The sequence below is a fragment of the Hydrotalea flava genome (assembly GCF_001623405.1).
GTDB lineage: Bacteria > Bacteroidota > Bacteroidia > Chitinophagales > Chitinophagaceae > Hydrotalea > Hydrotalea flava.
This window is the reverse complement of the sequence record NZ_LUHG01000086.1, coordinates 51,280-68,273: the sequence shown is the minus strand read 5'-3', so window position 1 is coordinate 68,273 and position 16,994 is coordinate 51,280. Positions and strand designations below refer to the sequence as shown.

General features: G+C 36.7%; 17 protein-coding genes. 5 read left to right on the top strand and 12 right to left on the bottom strand.

Annotation, left to right across the window (positions count from 1 at the left end):
- From A0F92_RS10055 to alaS, 5 genes are all read right to left on the bottom strand, one after another.
- The coding region (locus tag A0F92_RS10055; protein ID WP_167517003.1) for a helix-turn-helix domain-containing protein at window positions 1-277 on the bottom strand (277 nt) is incomplete at its 3' end.
- A gap of 261 nt (window positions 278-538) precedes the next feature.
- On the bottom strand, window positions 539-1,663 hold the full coding sequence (locus A0F92_RS10050) for a TlpA disulfide reductase family protein (protein ID WP_068245191.1): 1,125 nt from the start codon (window positions 1,661-1,663) through the stop codon (window positions 539-541).
- 74 nt (window positions 1,664-1,737) lie between these two features.
- Window positions 1,738-3,183: an Asp-tRNA(Asn)/Glu-tRNA(Gln) amidotransferase subunit GatB gene (gene gatB, locus A0F92_RS10045; RefSeq protein ID WP_068245188.1), complete on the bottom strand. Its 1,446-nt coding sequence runs from the start codon at window positions 3,181-3,183 to the stop codon at window positions 1,738-1,740.
- A 146-nt stretch (window positions 3,184-3,329) separates the two neighbouring features.
- Window positions 3,330-4,310: a PDZ domain-containing protein gene (locus tag A0F92_RS10040; RefSeq protein WP_068245185.1), complete on the bottom strand. Its 981-nt coding sequence runs from the start codon at window positions 4,308-4,310 to the stop codon at window positions 3,330-3,332.
- Window positions 4,311-4,473: 163 nt separating this feature from the next.
- Window positions 4,474-7,104: an alanine--tRNA ligase gene (gene alaS / locus A0F92_RS10035; RefSeq protein WP_068245182.1), complete on the bottom strand. Its 2,631-nt coding sequence runs from the start codon at window positions 7,102-7,104 to the stop codon at window positions 4,474-4,476.
- A gap of 389 nt (window positions 7,105-7,493) precedes the next feature.
- Between alaS and A0F92_RS10025 the strand changes: the two genes are divergently transcribed.
- Both A0F92_RS10025 and A0F92_RS10020 read left to right on the top strand, forming a co-directional pair.
- A complete protein-coding gene (locus A0F92_RS10025; RefSeq protein ID WP_068245175.1) occupies window positions 7,494-8,465 on the top strand; it encodes a M23 family metallopeptidase in 972 nt (323 codons plus the stop codon).
- Window positions 8,466-8,513: 48 nt separating this feature from the next.
- Window positions 8,514-8,741, top strand: coding sequence for a hypothetical protein (locus tag A0F92_RS10020; protein ID WP_068245172.1), 228 nt, complete (start codon window positions 8,514-8,516; stop codon window positions 8,739-8,741).
- A 5-nt stretch (window positions 8,742-8,746) separates the two neighbouring features.
- Here A0F92_RS10020 and A0F92_RS15835 read toward each other — a convergent pair whose 3' ends face one another.
- Both A0F92_RS15835 and A0F92_RS15830 read right to left on the bottom strand, forming a co-directional pair.
- Window positions 8,747-8,959 carry a Cif family virulence factor gene (locus A0F92_RS15835; RefSeq protein ID WP_253810342.1) on the bottom strand — a complete coding sequence of 71 codons (213 nt, stop codon included), beginning with the start codon at window positions 8,957-8,959 and terminating at the stop codon, window positions 8,747-8,749.
- A gap of 7 nt (window positions 8,960-8,966) precedes the next feature.
- Window positions 8,967-9,170 carry a Cif family virulence factor gene (locus A0F92_RS15830; protein WP_253810340.1) on the bottom strand — a complete coding sequence of 68 codons (204 nt, stop codon included), beginning with the start codon at window positions 9,168-9,170 and terminating at the stop codon, window positions 8,967-8,969.
- A gap of 127 nt (window positions 9,171-9,297) precedes the next feature.
- Here A0F92_RS15830 and A0F92_RS10010 point away from each other — a divergent pair, with 127 nt between their 5' ends.
- From A0F92_RS10010 to A0F92_RS10000, 3 genes are all read left to right on the top strand, one after another.
- Complete coding sequence (locus A0F92_RS10010) at window positions 9,298-9,843, top strand: RNA polymerase sigma factor (RefSeq protein ID WP_068245169.1); 546 nt, start codon at window positions 9,298-9,300, stop codon at window positions 9,841-9,843.
- A gap of 38 nt (window positions 9,844-9,881) precedes the next feature.
- Window positions 9,882-10,643 (top strand): hypothetical protein, encoded by a 762-nt coding sequence (locus A0F92_RS10005; protein ID WP_068245166.1) that lies wholly within the window; start codon window positions 9,882-9,884, stop codon window positions 10,641-10,643.
- 63 nt (window positions 10,644-10,706) lie between these two features.
- The gene (locus A0F92_RS10000) at window positions 10,707-11,105 is read left to right on the top strand and encodes a hypothetical protein (protein ID WP_068245163.1); all 399 of its coding nucleotides are present in this window, start codon (window positions 10,707-10,709) and stop codon (window positions 11,103-11,105) included.
- Window positions 11,106-11,125: 20 nt separating this feature from the next.
- Here the strand turns inward: A0F92_RS10000 and A0F92_RS09995 are convergent, their stop codons facing one another.
- The 5 genes from A0F92_RS09995 to mreC all read right to left on the bottom strand — a co-directional run bounded on the left by A0F92_RS09995 (window position 11,126) and on the right by mreC (window position 16,929).
- Window positions 11,126-11,875 carry an MBL fold metallo-hydrolase gene (locus A0F92_RS09995; RefSeq protein ID WP_068245160.1) on the bottom strand — a complete coding sequence of 250 codons (750 nt, stop codon included), beginning with the start codon at window positions 11,873-11,875 and terminating at the stop codon, window positions 11,126-11,128.
- Between the two features lie 86 nt (window positions 11,876-11,961).
- The gene (rodA, locus tag A0F92_RS09990) at window positions 11,962-13,317 is read right to left on the bottom strand and encodes a rod shape-determining protein RodA (RefSeq protein WP_068245157.1); all 1,356 of its coding nucleotides are present in this window, start codon (window positions 13,315-13,317) and stop codon (window positions 11,962-11,964) included.
- Window positions 13,310-15,418 carry a penicillin-binding protein 2 gene (gene mrdA / locus A0F92_RS09985; RefSeq protein ID WP_068245154.1) on the bottom strand — a complete coding sequence of 703 codons (2,109 nt, stop codon included), beginning with the start codon at window positions 15,416-15,418 and terminating at the stop codon, window positions 13,310-13,312. Before mrdA ends, rodA begins: the two co-directional genes overlap by 8 nt.
- Window positions 15,419-15,551: 133 nt before the next feature.
- On the bottom strand, window positions 15,552-16,085 hold the full coding sequence (locus A0F92_RS09980; protein ID WP_068245150.1) for a rod shape-determining protein MreD: 534 nt from the start codon (window positions 16,083-16,085) through the stop codon (window positions 15,552-15,554).
- A complete protein-coding gene (gene mreC / locus A0F92_RS09975; RefSeq protein ID WP_068245147.1) occupies window positions 16,078-16,929 on the bottom strand; it encodes a rod shape-determining protein MreC in 852 nt (283 codons plus the stop codon). Before mreC ends, A0F92_RS09980 begins: the two co-directional genes overlap by 8 nt.
- Window positions 16,930-16,994: the final 65 nt, after the last annotated feature.

The following is a 16,994-nucleotide window of genomic DNA, read 5'->3' as shown; positions in this document are numbered from 1 at the left end:
GGTTGGATACACGCAACTGACCCAAAGCAGGATTTTCAAAAGCCATTTCTACAACAGCCTTCTCAATTTCCGGCTCAATTCTGTTTTGCGGAATTGGTTTTTTGCGACTAATTTCTTTCAAGGCAATCGGACCGCCTGTATCATAGAGTTCTTTAATGCGGTAAAAGCTATCGCGGCTGTAACCGTAAACACGGCAAGCCTCTGATACGTTACCTAATTTTTCTGCTAATTTGAGTAATCCTAATTTGCTTTGGATTAATTTTGTTTCTACATTCATTTCTGACAGTTTTTAAAGTGGTTAAATTGTTTGTTATTTCATTTGCAATTTAACCCAACTGTCAGATTAAGTTTTAACTATTTCACTTAAAATATTACTATTCGTTTTTGCTTTTCAAGTAAAGGTGATTATTTAAAACAGGAAACTTGGATTATTTAAACATTTCTTAAAACTTCATCCCACTTTTAGATTTTTGTCTATCTTCCTATATTGGAATGTTATTTAATGAATTTAGGTGAACTATTAAATTGGTCAAACACTTTATTTCAACACCTCCGCTAATTTGTCTAGCAAACCTGCGCCTCTTAATTCAACACCAATAATAATTCCTTGCGGGTTTACCAGCACATTAAATGGAATACCGGTTATTTTATACAAATCAACCACACTACTTTGCCATTGCTTTAAATCACTAATATGCGTCCAGGTGAGGTGGTCCTGATGAATGGCTTTTAACCAAGCAGCTTTATCGGTATCTAATGATACTCCTAAAACCGTAAAATTTTTATCTTTATACTTGTTAAAAGTAGCCACTACATTCGGATTTTCCTGACGGCAGGGGCTGCACCAACTGGCCCAAAAATCTACCAACACATATTTACCCTTAAAACTGCTTAACGATACCATTTTACCCGAGGTATCTGCCAGTGTAAAATCGGGTGCCGGTTTATTCATCAAAGCAATTTTAGGATCGGTAGCCATTTGGCCATTAATAATTTCCTGCAAGCGTAATAACCCTGTGTTATCTTTAAATTTTGCTATCGATGCATCTGTTAATTGTTTAATGGCATCAGGTTGCATGGTTTTAAATGCCTTACCAATTACATAATACGTGAGTGCAGGGCTATTGGATTCTTTTATGGTTTGCTCTAAAAATCCATTGAAATTTTTTAATAAGGTTTCTTTGCGCAGGTTTACTGCGGCTATTAAAGCACTATCTGCATGGGGTGTATTTTGTATAGAATCTGCCTGCAGATAGGCATCGGCCAAAGGCCCAAATTTTGTACTATATTGTTCTAAAAACTGATGGAGTGCAGTTGAAGCCGGCGAACCATTGGTTGTATAAGCTTTGTAGTTATGGGCATCCATTACTACTTTAATATCTTTACTATCATTAATAAATAAAACCTGCGGCCCATTTTCTATTGCCAATAAATAAAGGCCTTCAGTGGTGGCAGTTCCTCTTAATTCAAAATTTCCGTTCGAGGATAGTGTTGTTGAGTCAACTACTACCGGTTCCTGTGCACCAAAGGGTAATGCCTCTAATAAAATTTTATTGGCAGGTGCATTTTCAATTCTTCCACTCACAATAAAAGCTCCGTATTTTTTTTGCTGGCAGGCAAATAGTGTAAAAACCAGTACGATACCTAATACAAATTGTTTCATATATTATTATTTGTGTTTAAATAAACGCTTTGTTTTGAAATACTAATTGAATATGCAGCTTGTTTGCAGCACTATTATTTTTCATTTAAAATTTTTTCTAAAACTGTTGTAGTTATTTTAGGATCAGCTTTACCCTTGCTTAATTTTTTCACTTCGCCAACAAACAAGCCCATTAATCCTTTTTTTCCTTTTTTATATTCGGCAACTTTTTCGGGCATTGCTGTAATAACCTGATGTACCCATTCTAAAACTGCATTGTTGTCTGATACTTGTATCAGGTTCAGTTTTTCGGCGGTTATTATCGGGTCTTCATTTGTTGTAATTAAAGCAGGTAATAATTTGGTAGCGGCTGTTGAAAAATTAAGTTTACCGTCGGCAACTAATTGTATAATGCCAGCTAATGTTTTGGGAAGTAGTGATAATTGATTAAAATCATGTCCTTGTTCATTCAGGTATTGTTTTAAAGGGCCCAGCATCCAGTTGGCAATGGCTTTGAAATGACGGGTATGGGTTGCAGTAGCCTCAAAAAAGGCCGCTGTATGTTTATCGTCACATAACTGATGCGCATCATATGCACTTAACCCATATTCATGCTGAAGCTTTTGTTCTAAGGTATTGGGTAGGGCTGGCATTGTTTTTTGAATGGCTTCAATAGTAGACTGATTGATGAAAAATGGTACCAAATCGGGATCCGGAAAATATCGGTAATCGTTGGCTTCTTCTTTTTCACGAATAGCAAAGGTGGTATCGTTAGTAGCATCAAAACTTCTGGTTTGCTGAACAATGGGTTCCCTATTTTCTGCTAATGTAATCATGCGTTCTACTTCATATTCAATGGCTTTTTTAACATTACGAATAGAGTTTAAATTTTTTACTTCTACCTTGGTACCCAGTTGTTTTTCACCTTTTAAACGAATAGAAATATTGGCATCGCATCGCAAACTGCCCTCTTCCATATTCCCGTCGCAAATATCTATCCAGCGTACTAACTTCCTAATTTCCGTTAAATATTGGAAGGCTTCTTCAGCCGATTGAATACAAGGCTCTGTTACAATTTCAATGAGTGGCGTTCCTGCGCGGTTATAATCAATGCAGGTAAATCCATCAATTGCATCGTGAATGCTTTTCCCGGCATCTTCTTCAATATGAATTCTGTTTAAATGAATTTTTTTTTCGGTTCCGACAATAAGAATAGGGATATAGCCTCCTATGCAAATAGGGGTAGTATGTTGCGATATTTGATATCCTTTAGGTAAATCGGGGTAAAAATAATTTTTTCGGGCAAAACAATTCAGGGTTTCAATGGTGCAATGGCAGGCTAAACCCATTTTAATGGCATATTCAATGGCTTTTTTATTGATTTTAGGAAGCGTGCCCGGATGTGCCAGTGTAATGGGGTTAATTTGGGTATTGGGGTGGCCACCAAAACGGTTGGCATCACCTGAAAATAATTTACTTTTAGTTTGTAATTGTGCGTGTACTTCAAGGCCAATTACGGGTTCATATTTTGAATAATCCATTCGTTCAATTCAATAGTCACTTGATAATTTTGCTGTGTAAAGGTATCATTTTATAACATTAGGCAAAAACGGCCATTTTAAAATGAAAAAACCACACCAATTGTTACATTAGTGTGGCTGGTTTGGATTTTCATTGGGGGCAGAATTTATAAGGTAGCTTTTTTGATGGTTTTAGGGAAAACAATAGTAGTGTTATGTTTTTTTCCATCACGTAGATAGGTTAAACTTACAGCATCACCCTCTTTTTTACTATTCATCACTTGTTTAATATCCTCAATGCTCTTCACGGTATTTCCATCAATAGTGGTAACAACATCTCCTTTTTCAATTCCTGCTTTTTCGGCGGGTGAATTGGGATTAACGCTATTAATTTTTACGCCTGCATTATTCTCCATTTCTTCAATTTGTACACCCAACATTGGTTTTTTATTCATATTTCTGAAATTGAATTCCGGCACCTCGGGTATAGGTGGCATTTGGAAATTAAAAGTTCCTTCGCCCCATTGATTTTCATTGGCTGTTATTTGATTTTTTTGTAACACAGCCTGTGTGGTCTTAGATACACCATTTCTTACATATGAAATGGTTACCGTATCGCCGGGTTTAAACTGGCCAATCGCTTTATATAAATCTTCACTGTTTTGAATGGGGTTGTTATTTATTTTCTGAATAATGTCTCCAGGTTGTAATCCGGCTTTTTCTGCAGGAGTGCCTGTTTTCACTTCTTTAACAGCAGCGCCTGTTTCGTTTTCGGCTTTTTGGGTAATTACCCCTAATTGCGCTTTGTTAACTAAGTGAGCGTTTACCGGCCCCATTCTTCTAAAAAATTGAACTCCACCTCTTGGTGAATTAGGCCCAAACATTTGTTCGAATTGTTGTTGAAATTCAGGCAAATTAAAGGAAATGGAGTTTGAATCGGCTTGTACTATTTCAATAGAGCCATCTTTCCATTGATCAACCGGCTTGCCGTTTACGGTAATGTTTTTGCCATCAATTACAATAGTGGTTTTTTGTTGCGCGTTTCCTTTTCTATGAATAATAATATCGTCGTTCTCTTTAGTTTGTGCCGAAATGCCTGCTGTAATGGCCATTGCCAACAGGGGCAAAATGATTTGTTTTTTGTTCATACAATACAGTTTTGAAGTTATACGAAATGTTTAGTAGATCAAATGTAATAAGGATTTTTAATTACGAATACCTTCGGAAATGTTAAAATCATTTCACGCTATGACATAAAAAAACCGGAGCAACAGTTCCGGTTTACAATGAGCTGCAAATTTGTATGCTGATTTATAAAAGTGACTGAATGGTTTGAAAAATATTGTGCAGATTGCTGGCATCTTGTCCGCCAGCAGTTGCCAGCGTTTTTTGTCCGCCACCGCTGCCTTTAATAATGGGTGCAATATGTTGTTTAATGAGTTGGTTGGCATCCCATTTTTTTTCAGTAACCATTGTTTCAGATAATAGCACAGCAACATGTGGTTTGCCTGATATATTTGCAGCCAGTACAACTACATAATTTCCGGTAAGTTGGTTTTTTAATTGAAAGCAAAGTTTTTTCAATATGTCGGGTTGCATTACATCTAACAATTTACCTATAAAATGTGTATGGTTAACGGTATCTGCTTGCTGTAATAGTTGCTCCTGAATTTGTTCTATTTGTTTCAACTCTAAATAGGCTACCTGTTTTTTCAGTAGTGCATTTTCTTCCAAATGCTGTTCAATGGCTTTTAACAGGTCTTTTGGGTTTTTTAGTAATGTTTTTGCTTCCTGTAAAGTATGTAATTGTTGTTGCATCCATTGTTCCGCTGCAATACCACAAACAGCTTCAATTCTGCGCACACCTGCAGCTACTGCAGTTTCGTGTTGAATGGCAAAAATTCCCAATTCTCCGGTACTGCCTACATGGGTACCGCCGCACAATTCAACGGAATAGGAGGGGTCTATGATTACCACACGTACTTCATCTCCATATTTTTCACCAAATAAAGCCATAGCGCCCATTTTCAGGGCATCTTCCTTTTTCATGGTTTGAACAACTACCGGAATATTTTCCCTTATTTTTTCATTCACCAAAGCTGTTATATTTTCTAATTCTTTATCAGTAAGCTTTGCGAAATGTGAGAAATCAAATCGCAAATAGGCTTCATTTACCAAACTGCCTTTTTGTGCAACGTGGGTGCCCAATACTTTTCTAAGTGCAGCATGCAGCAAATGAGTAGCGGTATGGTGCGCCATAATGGCTTTTCTACGGGGGATATTAATACTGGCAATAACCGGTTCATTTAACTGAGCAGGTAATGTTTCGGTAAATTGAATAAATACATTATTTTCTTTACGGGTATCAGTTACTGCAATGGTTTCATTGGCAATGGTAAGCCACCCGGTATCGCCCACCTGGCCACCGCTTTCTGCATAAAATGGGGTAGCGTTTAACACCACCTGGTAAGCTTGTTTTCCCTTTGCGGTAACTTTTCTGTATTGTACAATTTTTGTTTCAATACTTAAGGTATCATAACCAATAAATTCGGTAAATGCATGGGGTTGTAATATTACCCAATCATCTGCATCAATAGTACCTGCCGCTCTTGACCGGTTTTTTTGTAATTGCATTTCAGCTTCAAAACCCTTATCATCTACCTGTAAATTATTTTCTACTGCAATGAGTTTCGTTAAATCAATAGGGAAGCCGAATGTATCAAATAATTCAAATGCACTTTTGCCATCAATAGTGGTATGTATTGTTTTTTTTGCCTGTTCTATTAATTCATCCATTTTTTTAAGCCCTTTATCTAATGTACGTAAAAAGGCTTCTTCTTCTTCTTTAATTACTTTTACCACAAAATCAACCTGCTGTTGCAGCTCCGGAAATACATGATTGAATTGTTTTGCCAATGCAGGTATTAACTGAAACAATAAGGGTTGTTTGTATTGTAAATAAGAAAAATAGTAACGTACTGCTCTTCGCAATATGCGGCGAACCACATATCCGGCACCGCTATTAGATGGTAATTGTCCATCGGCAATGGTAAAAGCAATGGCACGTATATGATCAGCTATTACTCTAAACGCTATATCCTGTTTGCTTTGTGTATTGTTGTATTTCCGGTGTGTAATTTGTTCGGTTAATGTAATAGTAGGTGTAAAAATATCTGTATCGTAATTGCTGGTTTTGTTTTGAATAACACGTACCAAGCGTTCTAATCCCATTCCGGTATCTACATGTTTGGCAGGTAAGGGTTCCAGTTTGCCGTTTTTTAAACGGTTGTATTGAATGAATACATTGTTCCAGATTTCAATAACCTGTGGATGATCTTTGTTAACGAGTGTTTTACCGTCAATGGTTAACCGTTCGGCATCTGTTCTGCAGTCAATGTGTATTTCGGTGCAAGGCCCACATGGGCCGGTATCGCCCATTTCCCAGAAATTATCTTTTTTATTGCCGGGCAAAATTTTTTCCGGTGCAATCCATTTACTCCATTCTGTATGTGCTTCAACATCTTCCGGTAATCCTTCTGTTGCATCGCCTTCAAATACGGTTACATATAGCCTTTCTTTATCAACATGGTATATATTGGTTAACAATTCCCAGCTCCATGCAATGGCTTCCGGTTTAAAATAATCGCCAAAACTCCAGTTGCCCAACATTTCAAACATGGTATGGTGGTAAGTATCTACGCCTACTTCTTCCAGGTCGTTGTGTTTGCCGCTTACCCGAAGGCATTTTTGGGTATCTGCCACCCGAACTGCGGCTGGCTGTTGTAAGCCCAGAAAAATATCCTTGAACTGATTCATCCCTGCATTGGTAAATAATAATGTGGGATCATTTTTTAACACAATAGGAGCCGAGGGCACTATTTTATGCCCTTTTGAGGCAAAAAAATCTAAAAATTGTTGCCTTATTTCTGCCGATGTTAACATACCTGTTTCAAAATTTTACTAAAAGTTTAGCAATCATTACAATTACCTTTGCCAATTATTTGTCAGCGTTCAAAGGTAAGCAAACCCTATGCTTAAACATACGGTATGCAACTAAAATTTATTCGTTTCAATTGAATATGTATTTTTTTATGAATACAACTGAATTTGGTTTGAATAAAAATATGGCTGTACATCGCTCACTGAAAAAACAGCTGTTGTTTTACTTTGAAGTTGGTACCATGCAAAACAAACAAATTATTTGAATACATTTATCATCAAGTTGATGAAACAGAATGAGAATCCAATGTTCTAATGCCATGTGGTTATAACATGGGAAACCGTTAGCTCAAATAGTGGCTTTTTAGCGGTGTTTAAAAACAATCATATTTATGCGAAAAATAAAATATTATTATAATACACATACCCTTCGGTTCGAGAAATTAGAAGTACCATTGCGGGTTCGAATATTGCAGGTAATTGGTTTTATCGCAGCTTCGCTTGTTACAGGAGTATTGCTGGTATTATTGGTATTTCAATTTGTTGACAGCCCGAAAGAGAAATTACTGCGTCAGCAAAATCGCGATCTTTCTGAAAATTATGCCCTTATACAAGAAAGGGTAAAACAGTTGGAAGTGCAAATGCAGGAACTGGAAGATCGGGATAATAATGTGTACCGTACCATATTTGAATCAACCCCCATACCCGATAGCGCCAGAACCAAGATTATGGAAACCAAAAATGAAATTAAATTATTAGAAGGGCAAACAGAAACCGAATTGGTGAATAATATTAAAAATCAGTTGAATAATTTAACACTGCGGGTGGCTTATCAGGGAAAAAGCTATGCCGATATTGATAACATGATAAAGAATAAGGAGAAGTTGTTATTGGCTATTCCTGCCATTCAACCGGTAAGCAATAAAAACTTAAATAGAATAGCGAGTGGTTTTGGTTATAGAATTGACCCGGTTTATAAAGTAACCAAGTTTCATGCAGGATTAGATTTTGCTGCACCACTGGGTACGCCTATTTATGCTACTGCAGATGGTGTAGTGCAAACAGCCGGATTTAATACCGGTGGTTATGGTAATGAAGTAATCATTAATCATGGCTATGGTTATCAAACCTTATATGGGCACATGTTTAAAGTAAAAGCCAGGTCGGGCGAAGTGGTAAAGCGGGGTGAAGTGATTGGTTATGTGGGTAGTACCGGCAAAAGTACTGGTCCGCACTGTCATTATGAGGTACATAAAAATGGGAAACCGGTTGATCCTATTTACTATTTTTATAATGATTTAACACCGGCACAATTTGATCGTATTTTAAAATTAGCAGCTACAGCCAACCAAAGTTTAGATTAATATCAACCATTCAGCAACACTGATTGTTAAGCTGTAAATACAATTATATTGGAAGAAGATATCAGGGCATTTTTTGTAAAAATCATCAATACCATTGCAGCAATATTACTTTGGCTGTTTGTAAATATTGCAATTGGGTTAAAGTTAAAATTTGCAGAAGTGCAACATCATTTAACTGCAGGCAATATTATATTTTATGTGTGGGTATTGTTGAGTGGTGCATTTGTTTTTTATTACGTTCTAAAAATTTGGAGAAAGAAGCATCCGCTCAAATGATTTCATCAGGAACTATGATCGGAAATAATGACCCATTGCCCTTCTATTTTTTTAAACAATAAGGTATAGTAACCTTCGGCATTCCCCACTGTTCTTTCCAAATGCCATTTACCGGTTACATAGCAATAATTGTTAGATAAAGATTGCAAACGCAAAATAGTGGAAGTAAAATGGCCCATCTGTGCTTTAGTGGAATAATGTGCTTTATAATTGGCCAAAGTTTTGTTATAACCATATACAGGCCCGTTGCTGCCAAATAAATTGCAAACTGTCATTTTTCCAATACCCTTGCATAAATGCATCCAAATTGCCATTGTTCCAGGCAACTACTTGTTGTTGTAATATGTTTCGGATGGCAGCTTCATCTTCAGAAACCTGTGCTGAAAGCCAAAATGGATAAAAACAAAGCAGTAAAGCAATTCGCTTCATGTGTATTTGTATTCTAATTTAGTAATAATGTGAAAATAGTGGTAATATAAACTTTTTTACTTTAAACTTTTCCATAAAAAAACAGTCTAAGCAAGTTTTATTTCTGTTTTTTATTTAATTTCCCTGCATGCAAAACGATGATACCGTATTGTTATATGAGTTTCGGGAACCGGCTACAAAAGAGCGGGCATTTACTGCCATTGTAAAGAAATATCAGGAAAAATTATACTGGCATATCCGAAGAATGGTAGTGAATCATGAAGATGCCAACGATGTGTTGCAAAATGTATTTATTAAAGCTTGGAAAGGATTAGAAAATTTTAGGGAAGATAGCCAATTATACACCTGGTTATACCGAATTGCCACCAATGAATGCCTTACTTTTTTGGAGCAACAAAAGAAAAAAGGCACTTTAAGTTTTGATGAAATGGAAAGTGGTTTAAGCAATAAAATTCGGGCAGATGAAAATTTTAATGCCAATCAGTTAGAATGGAAACTGCAGTTGGCCATTCAACAATTGCCTGAAAAACAACGATTGGTGTTTAACCTGCGTTATTTTGATGAAATGCCTTATGAGGAAATGAGTAAAGTATTAGATACCAGCGAGGGCGCATTGAAGGCGAGCTACCACCATGCAGCTAAAAAAATTGAAGAAGTAATTAAAAACTTATAAACTGTTAAACGATTACTCCAAAAATTAGTCTTTATACCATGATGTTGAGAAGTGAAATGATATTGCAGGAGTTGAAAGAACATTCTCCGGGGTTGGTTCAGATACAACCCACGCAGGTTTATACTGTTCCTCATAATTATTTTGAACAGTTTGCACGCAATTTATTGCTTAAAATTCGTGAAGATGAAGGAGCATCCCTATTTCCCTTTCCCCAAAATCCGTTTGCGGTTCCGAATAATTATTTTAATGAGTTGCCGCATCAAATATTACAACGGATTCAGCAACAGGATAATTCCCAACAAACAGTTTGGGAGGAATTAGAGGAAGTGGCACCATTGCTCAATCAAATTTCAAAAATGCCTGTTTACAGTGTGCCTCCGGGATATTTTGAGCGTACTGATTTTACGCCTGTTCAGGAACAAACTAAGGCAAAAGTAATTGGCTTTAGTAAAACCCGCAAATGGATAATTTATGCAGCGGCGGCTGTTATGGCAGGCATTTTGGTAACCGGTGCATTGTGGAACAATACCATGCTTACTTCATCTATCAATGCTTTTAGTTTGAATAAAGAAATTACGAATGTAAGCGATGAAGCCATTCAAAATTATTTGAACAATGATATTACTGCTCCCGCTTATGTGAATGATACCGCCAGTATTGATACAGATGGTACTATGCAGGATGTGCAGGAAATTTTACAAAACATTAGTGATGATGAGTTGAAAGGCTATTTAAAGGCAACTGAAGGTGTTGTAAACCTGCCGGTAGCTGCCGAAACCAAACAAAAAGTTGGAAGTTAAGCACTAATCAGATTGGCGTTTGATGATCAAATGCTGAATATTTGGAGCATGAAAAATTTGCAGATGAAAAAAAATTATACATTCTTGTTTGTTTTGTTGTTTTGTGGGCTACAGGTATTTGCACAACCCACCAATAATCGTTTTGCCAATATTCAGGGTTTGAAAATTGCTTACATCACCAAACAGTTAAATTTAAACAGTGAGGAAGCACAGCAATTCTGGCCGGTTTATTATGATTATCTAGATGCTTTGAAAGAGGCAAGAAAAAATAATCTCAATAATCCCAATGTGTTGGCATTGGATGAAGCTATTTTAGGGGTTAAGAAAAACTATTACAACCAATTTAAACAAATACTGGGTACCGATGAAAGAGCCAATAAAGTATTTCTATGCGAAAGAAATTTTAGATTGGTTTTAAAGAACGAATTGGAAAGGCGAAGACAAAACGGTTTACCGAATTAACGATAAATGTTTGCTGAAGGCTACATTTGATACACCGGTGTTGCAATATCGTGGTAGAATAAAAAGGTCCAATTTTGAGCTTTACCATCCAGCCACCATTGCTGTCTTAATTGCATGGCCTTTTTTCCGTCAAAATCATATTTAGCTATAAACTTACTTTTCATTTGCTGCAATTGTGGGGCATCATCCGCACCAAAAAAAATGGTTTGTGAATTATTTTTTATGCGACAAATTTGGTGAAAAAGGCTATGCGCACCGGTAATTTCATATTCAATTTCGTAACCGATATTATTTGTTAACCTGCCATTGCCATGTAACCATTGCACTTGCGGATGATGATGCAGCACTTCAATTTCTTCAATCATGTAAGAGGGAAATCCTGTATCCATGGCATAAGTAAATTCTTCTTCCTGAACATAATATACCGCATTAGAAAAGGTAAGGTTATAAAATCCCAGATTGTTTTTTTTACTAATGCCGCCTGCATGGTCTTTGTGTAAATGGCTCATCCACACTTTCGTTACCTGTTCTGGTTGAATATTTTTTGCTTGTAAATTTTGAATCAATTGCAATGTGTGTTGTACAGAAAAACCCAAACCGGTATCTAATAAAATAATATCTTTTTCTGTAATCACTACAAAAGGCTGCACTTCTACCAATAAACTGCCAATGGGCCTGTTTTGTAAATTATCAGCTTCCAGATTAAAAGGAACAAAAATTTTAGATTTATCAATTGTGAAACTCCCTTCCGATAATGGTATTACTTGCATCTAACTTTCATTTAATTGATAAAAAACAAAAAGAAACAGTATTGCTGCTGCTTTCCAATTTTGCAAATATCCCTTCCTTTTTTTAATTAGCGTAAAACCATTTGCCGGTCGGCATCTAATCGGAGCATAATAAAAATTAAGATAGTAAATGTTAGCAGGGAAGATCCACCATAACTAATGAGTGGAAGTGGAATGCCAATAATAGGAAACAAACCAATTGTCATACATACATTTACTACAATATGAAAAAACAGGATGCTGGCAACACTGTAGGCATATACTCTGCTAAAAGTACTTCTCTGCCTTTCTGCAATGTTAACAATACGAAACAGCAGAAATAAATAAATGAGTAAAAAAAACAGGCTTCCTGCCAAACCAAAAGCTTCGCCCAAAGAAGTAAAAATAAAATCGGTATGTTGTTCTGGAACATATTTACCCCGAGTTTGTGTACCCTTCAAAAAACCTTTACCCCAAATACCTCCTGAGCCAATGGCTATTTTACTTTGGCGTACATTATAATCATCGGGTTTTCTGGGAGGCTTATAATTGGCTTTACTGCTATTGGTATGATGGTGGTTTTTACTGCAATCATAATCTTTACCTACCATGCTGTAAATACGTGTGCTTTGGTAGCATTGAAAAACATTATTAAAAATATAAGGCACTGCAAAGCGCTGGATGCCTACACTCAATGCCCATAATACAATAATAATACTTAACAGCCTTTTATTGCGTTTCAATTGTTTTCGAACAAAATAAATGGTTAATACGGCTATAACGGTTAATGCCAAAGCAAGGGTATTAGGTTCAACAATTAATGTGGCTATGACCAGCGCTGCAAAAGAAAAACCAAAAATCAGCAAGCCGGGTGGTAGCCCTTCCCGATACATAACAATGAAGAAAGAAAGGTAAACAAGCGCCAGACCGGTTTCGTTTTGAAAAACAGATAATACTGCCGGAGCCAGCGCCAGCGCACCACCAATTAATTGTGATTTTAATTTGGAGAAATCTGTTTCTTGTCGTGATAAATATTTAGCCAATGCAAGTGCTGTAAAAATTTTACACAATTCTGCCGGCTGCAGGTTAAATCCACCGCCAATGGGTACCCAGCTTTTGGAGCCATTAATGCTTCTACCTACTACAAATGTGGCCAGCATTAAAACAATGCCCAATGTATAAGAAAGATTGGCGAATGCAGTATAAATTTTACTATCTGTGAGTAATATAAATATGGCTGCTACCAAACAAACGCCTGCAAAAATCAATTGTTTACTGTAATTGGTTTTGCCACTGATAAACGATGCCAATACATCGGTATTGGGTTTGTATTCTACCATAAAAATACAGAGTATGCCAATGGCTACCAAAATAAGGTAAATAGCCACAATTACCCAGTCTATACCTGAAGAAATGGTTTGGGTAGAATGATAATTTCTATGCATTGAATTGGAATATTTTCTTTTTTTTGTGATCGGTCATTAAAATAGCCATTGTAAGTGGCTGCTGTTTTTTCTTATTCGGCTGGTTGGGTAATGAATGATTGGGTTGTTGTTTTACTTCATTGGGTAATAATGTTTCAGTTGTTTCGGTGCCGGAAGAATCTAACAACTGCTCTTGCAGATTTTGTCGGTTCTGTTCTTCTTCTCTTTTTAGTTTGATAGAATCCAAACGATTCATTTCCGCTTTCATTCGGGCAGGTATTAAATTGAGTTTGGCTATTTCTTCCACTTTCAATTTTCTGTCGGGTTCGGGTATGGAATCTTTTAAGTATTGTTCAATCATTAAACTGGCAATTGGGGCGGCAGATTGTGCACCAAATCCTGCATTTTCACACAATACAGCAATGGCAATTTTAGGGTGATTGCGTGGGGCAAAAGCGCCAAAAAAAGCATGATCTTTTTGGGCCACACCATGGTAAAAATTTTGTACGGTACCGGTTTTACCGCATACTACAACACCGGGTACCTGTGCAGCAGCTCCGGTTCCATATTCCATTACACCCTGCATGCCATTTTGTACTGCTTCATAAACACTGTCGGGTATGGCACTATCGGTTAAGTGTTTTTCTTTAAAGCGGTCTAATAAATAGTCGAATTCTTTTCCTTCAATTGAATCAACCATATGTGGTGTATAATACCAGCCTTTGTTGGCAATGGTGGCCATTACATTGGCCAATTGTAACACGGTTGTGCTTACCTCACCCTGCCCAATGGCATTAGAAATAACATTGCAGGAGTTCCAGTTTTTTCCAAAAATTTTTCTGTAATAAGAAGAGATAGGCAAATTGCCGGGTTGCTCGCCGGGTAAATCAATTCCCAGCCTGTGTCCCAGTCCGAAAGTGTATGCATAGCTGTTAAATACTTTTAAAGCACTGTCTGCGCCACCATAACGTTGTTGGTCTAATATACGTTTGTACACTGTAGCAAAATAAGTGTTATCACTGTGTGCAATAGCTGAAGTTAAATTAAATGTGCCTTTGTCTAAACATTTCGGACGCCCATTGCCACAACCCCAAAAAGCGCCATTACAAACAATGGAGAAACGTTCATCAATTACACCTTCTGATAATCCAACAATACCCACTACGGTTTTAAAGGTAGAGCCGGGAGAATAGGTGGTATAAATAGCACGGTTTAATAAAGGCAGGCGGGGGTCTTTATATAATTTATTAAAATGCCGGCTTCGTTCACTACCGGTTAAGTAATTTGGGTCATAGGTGGGGGCGCTTACCATGCATAAAATGCCACCGGTATTTGGATCGATAGCAACAATACTACCTACTTTATTGGTCATTAGTTTTTCTCCAAGTGCCTGCAATTGGGCATCTAAACTCAGGTATAGGTTTTTTCCTGCAATGGCTGCAGTATCAAATAGTCCATTTTCATAAGAACCTTGAATTCGGCTCCGGTTGTCTTTTATAAAGCGTTGTATGCCGCGCTGGCCCATTAATACTTTTTCATAGGTGCGTTCAAGCCCTGTCATGCCGGTATAGTCGCCCATTTCATAGCCTTCATCTTTATGTTTGGTTAGAAATGCAGGATTTACTTCAGCTGTATACCCTAAAAAATTAGCGCCAATATGAAAGGGATAAGTACGAACCGAACGCTCACTTAATTCAAACCCGGGGAATTTGTAAATATTTTCATTCAGGCGGGCATACATTTCCTGCGATAACAAAGGTTCAAAAACGCTGGGCCTTACCGAAGTGTTTTTAAAAATAATATCCCGCATTCTCCTTTTATATTCAGCTGTATCAATATCTAATAAATTACATAGTGCTAAGGTATCAATACCACGTGCTTCTGCTGGTGTAACCACCAAATCAAACATAATACTGTTTTCTAACAGGCTTTTATTTTTTCTATCGAAAATAATACCCCTGTCCGGATAAATCACTTTCCTGTAAATGGCATTATTCTCTGCCTGTAATTTATATTTTTTTGAGAAAACCTGCAGGTTGGTTAATTGTGCTGCTATGATGATGAATACAATAGCAAAAATAATTTGTATAACCCTGCTTCTGCTTTGGTTAAATACGGGCATTGTTTTCTAAAATATATCAATAAATAATGAAATGAATATACAAAGATGCACAAAAGCTACAGACAACCGCATAAACTTTTCCAAAAACAAATCATTAAAATATATTTATTGCTTTTTGCAATAAGCAGCAGTTTTATGCAGCGTTTGTTCTGTACTTTGCTTTTCTGAAAAAAAGCATTTCAGTTATAAAAATAAGCAATGAACTAATGGCGGTGGTGCCCAGCACTTTACCTATAAAATACAAAAAATTTCCAAATTGCAACCACTCTATCAATACCAGATAGATATTGTGGGTAAGGGTTAGCAATAGCACATAGAGGCTGTAGGGTGCCCAACCCATACTTTTAATAGAAGGTTCTAAATAGCTTTGTTCTGTGGTTTCCTGAGGGATTAAAATATTGAGTAGAAATGGCCTTAGATAGGCAATAAGGGTACAACAGGCTGCATGCAGACCGGGTGTGCCGGTAAAATAATCTAAACTAATACCGAACAAAAAACCGGTAAAAAGCAATACTAACCGATTAATGGAAAAAGGTAACCAAAGAATAAAGAGAAAATATACATACGGTACAATAAATTGATGAATTGGAGGTATACGATTTAGCACAAATACCTGCACCAAAATAAATAGTACAAAGCGGATGATATTTCGGATGAGGTTACTCATTTTTTAATTTGGTGTTTTCTAAAGTAGTTTGTTCTTTAAAATATTTGTTTTCTATTACATATACATATTGTAAAGTATAAAAATTAGTGGCGGGTTTTACTTTTAAAGTATAGAAGTTAGAAGCTGCTTCATTTTCTGTTCCGCTTACTGTTCCAATTATTAATCCGGGAGGGAAGTTGGCAGAATAACTGCTGGTTACTACGGTATCACCTTTATTCACTACCGAGCCTTTTGAAATATTGCGCAGGGTTAATTCATTCGGATTGTCGCCATTCCATTCAATACTGCCAAAACTGTTGTCTTTCTTCAGCATGGCGCTTACCTTACTGTTGCGGTGTAATAAACTCATTACCTTGCTGTAATTGGGGCTTACATCTATCACTACGCCAACAATACCCTGTGGCCCCATTACTGCCATTCCTCTTTTTATACCCTGATTTGCGCCGCGTTGTAGCGTGAGGTAATTGGTTTGTGCGCTAACTGAATTTCCTACCACACGGGCAGGCAGAAAAATATATTTTCTTGTTTTTTGGAGTGAATCAATGCGCAGCGTATCGGTGAAAATTATTTTTGAAGTATCTGGTATTTGGAAATCTGCTTTTAAGCGATTTCTAAGTGCAGCATTTTCTTCTGCCAGTTGCTGATTAATTTTACGAAGCGAGAAATAACTGTTTATATCATTAAACTGTGTATATATTTTTCCAGTTATATCACCTGTAACTGCACCGAAAAAAACTTCATGGGTTTTACTATATTTGGATAGAAATACCATACTGATTATCTGCAATACAATAAAGCAGATAAATACAAAAAAACGCCTTATAAATAGAAAAATATTTTTCATTTTCCAAAAAGGGAAGCTACTCTAAAAACCTGACAAAATTATTATTCCGGCATCTGTTTTTAGTA

Coding starts and splice junctions, on each gene's coding strand:
- mreC (WP_068245147.1), bottom strand. CDS start 16,929: ATGAAAAATATTTTTCTATTTATAAGGCGTTTTTTTGTATTTATCTGC.
- rodA (WP_068245157.1), bottom strand. CDS start 13,317: ATGCATAGAAATTATCATTCTACCCAAACCATTTCTTCAGGTATAGAC.
- A0F92_RS09995 (WP_068245160.1), bottom strand. CDS start 11,875: ATGCAAGTAATACCATTATCGGAAGGGAGTTTCACAATTGATAAATCT.
- A0F92_RS15830 (WP_253810340.1), bottom strand. CDS start 9,170: ATGAAGCGAATTGCTTTACTGCTTTGTTTTTATCCATTTTGGCTTTCA.
- A0F92_RS09980 (WP_068245150.1), bottom strand. CDS start 16,085: ATGAGTAACCTCATCCGAAATATCATCCGCTTTGTACTATTTATTTTG.
- A0F92_RS10050 (WP_068245191.1), bottom strand. CDS start 1,663: ATGAAACAATTTGTATTAGGTATCGTACTGGTTTTTACACTATTTGCC.
- A0F92_RS10005 (WP_068245166.1), top strand. CDS start 9,882: ATGATGTTGAGAAGTGAAATGATATTGCAGGAGTTGAAAGAACATTCT.
- A0F92_RS10025 (WP_068245175.1), top strand. CDS start 7,494: ATGCGAAAAATAAAATATTATTATAATACACATACCCTTCGGTTCGAG.
- A0F92_RS10000 (WP_068245163.1), top strand. CDS start 10,707: ATGAAAAAAAATTATACATTCTTGTTTGTTTTGTTGTTTTGTGGGCTA.
- alaS (WP_068245182.1), bottom strand. CDS start 7,104: ATGTTAACATCGGCAGAAATAAGGCAACAATTTTTAGATTTTTTTGCC.
- gatB (WP_068245188.1), bottom strand. CDS start 3,183: ATGGATTATTCAAAATATGAACCCGTAATTGGCCTTGAAGTACACGCA.
- A0F92_RS10040 (WP_068245185.1), bottom strand. CDS start 4,310: ATGAACAAAAAACAAATCATTTTGCCCCTGTTGGCAATGGCCATTACA.
- mrdA (WP_068245154.1), bottom strand. CDS start 15,418: ATGCCCGTATTTAACCAAAGCAGAAGCAGGGTTATACAAATTATTTTT.
- A0F92_RS10010 (WP_068245169.1), top strand. CDS start 9,298: ATGCAAAACGATGATACCGTATTGTTATATGAGTTTCGGGAACCGGCT.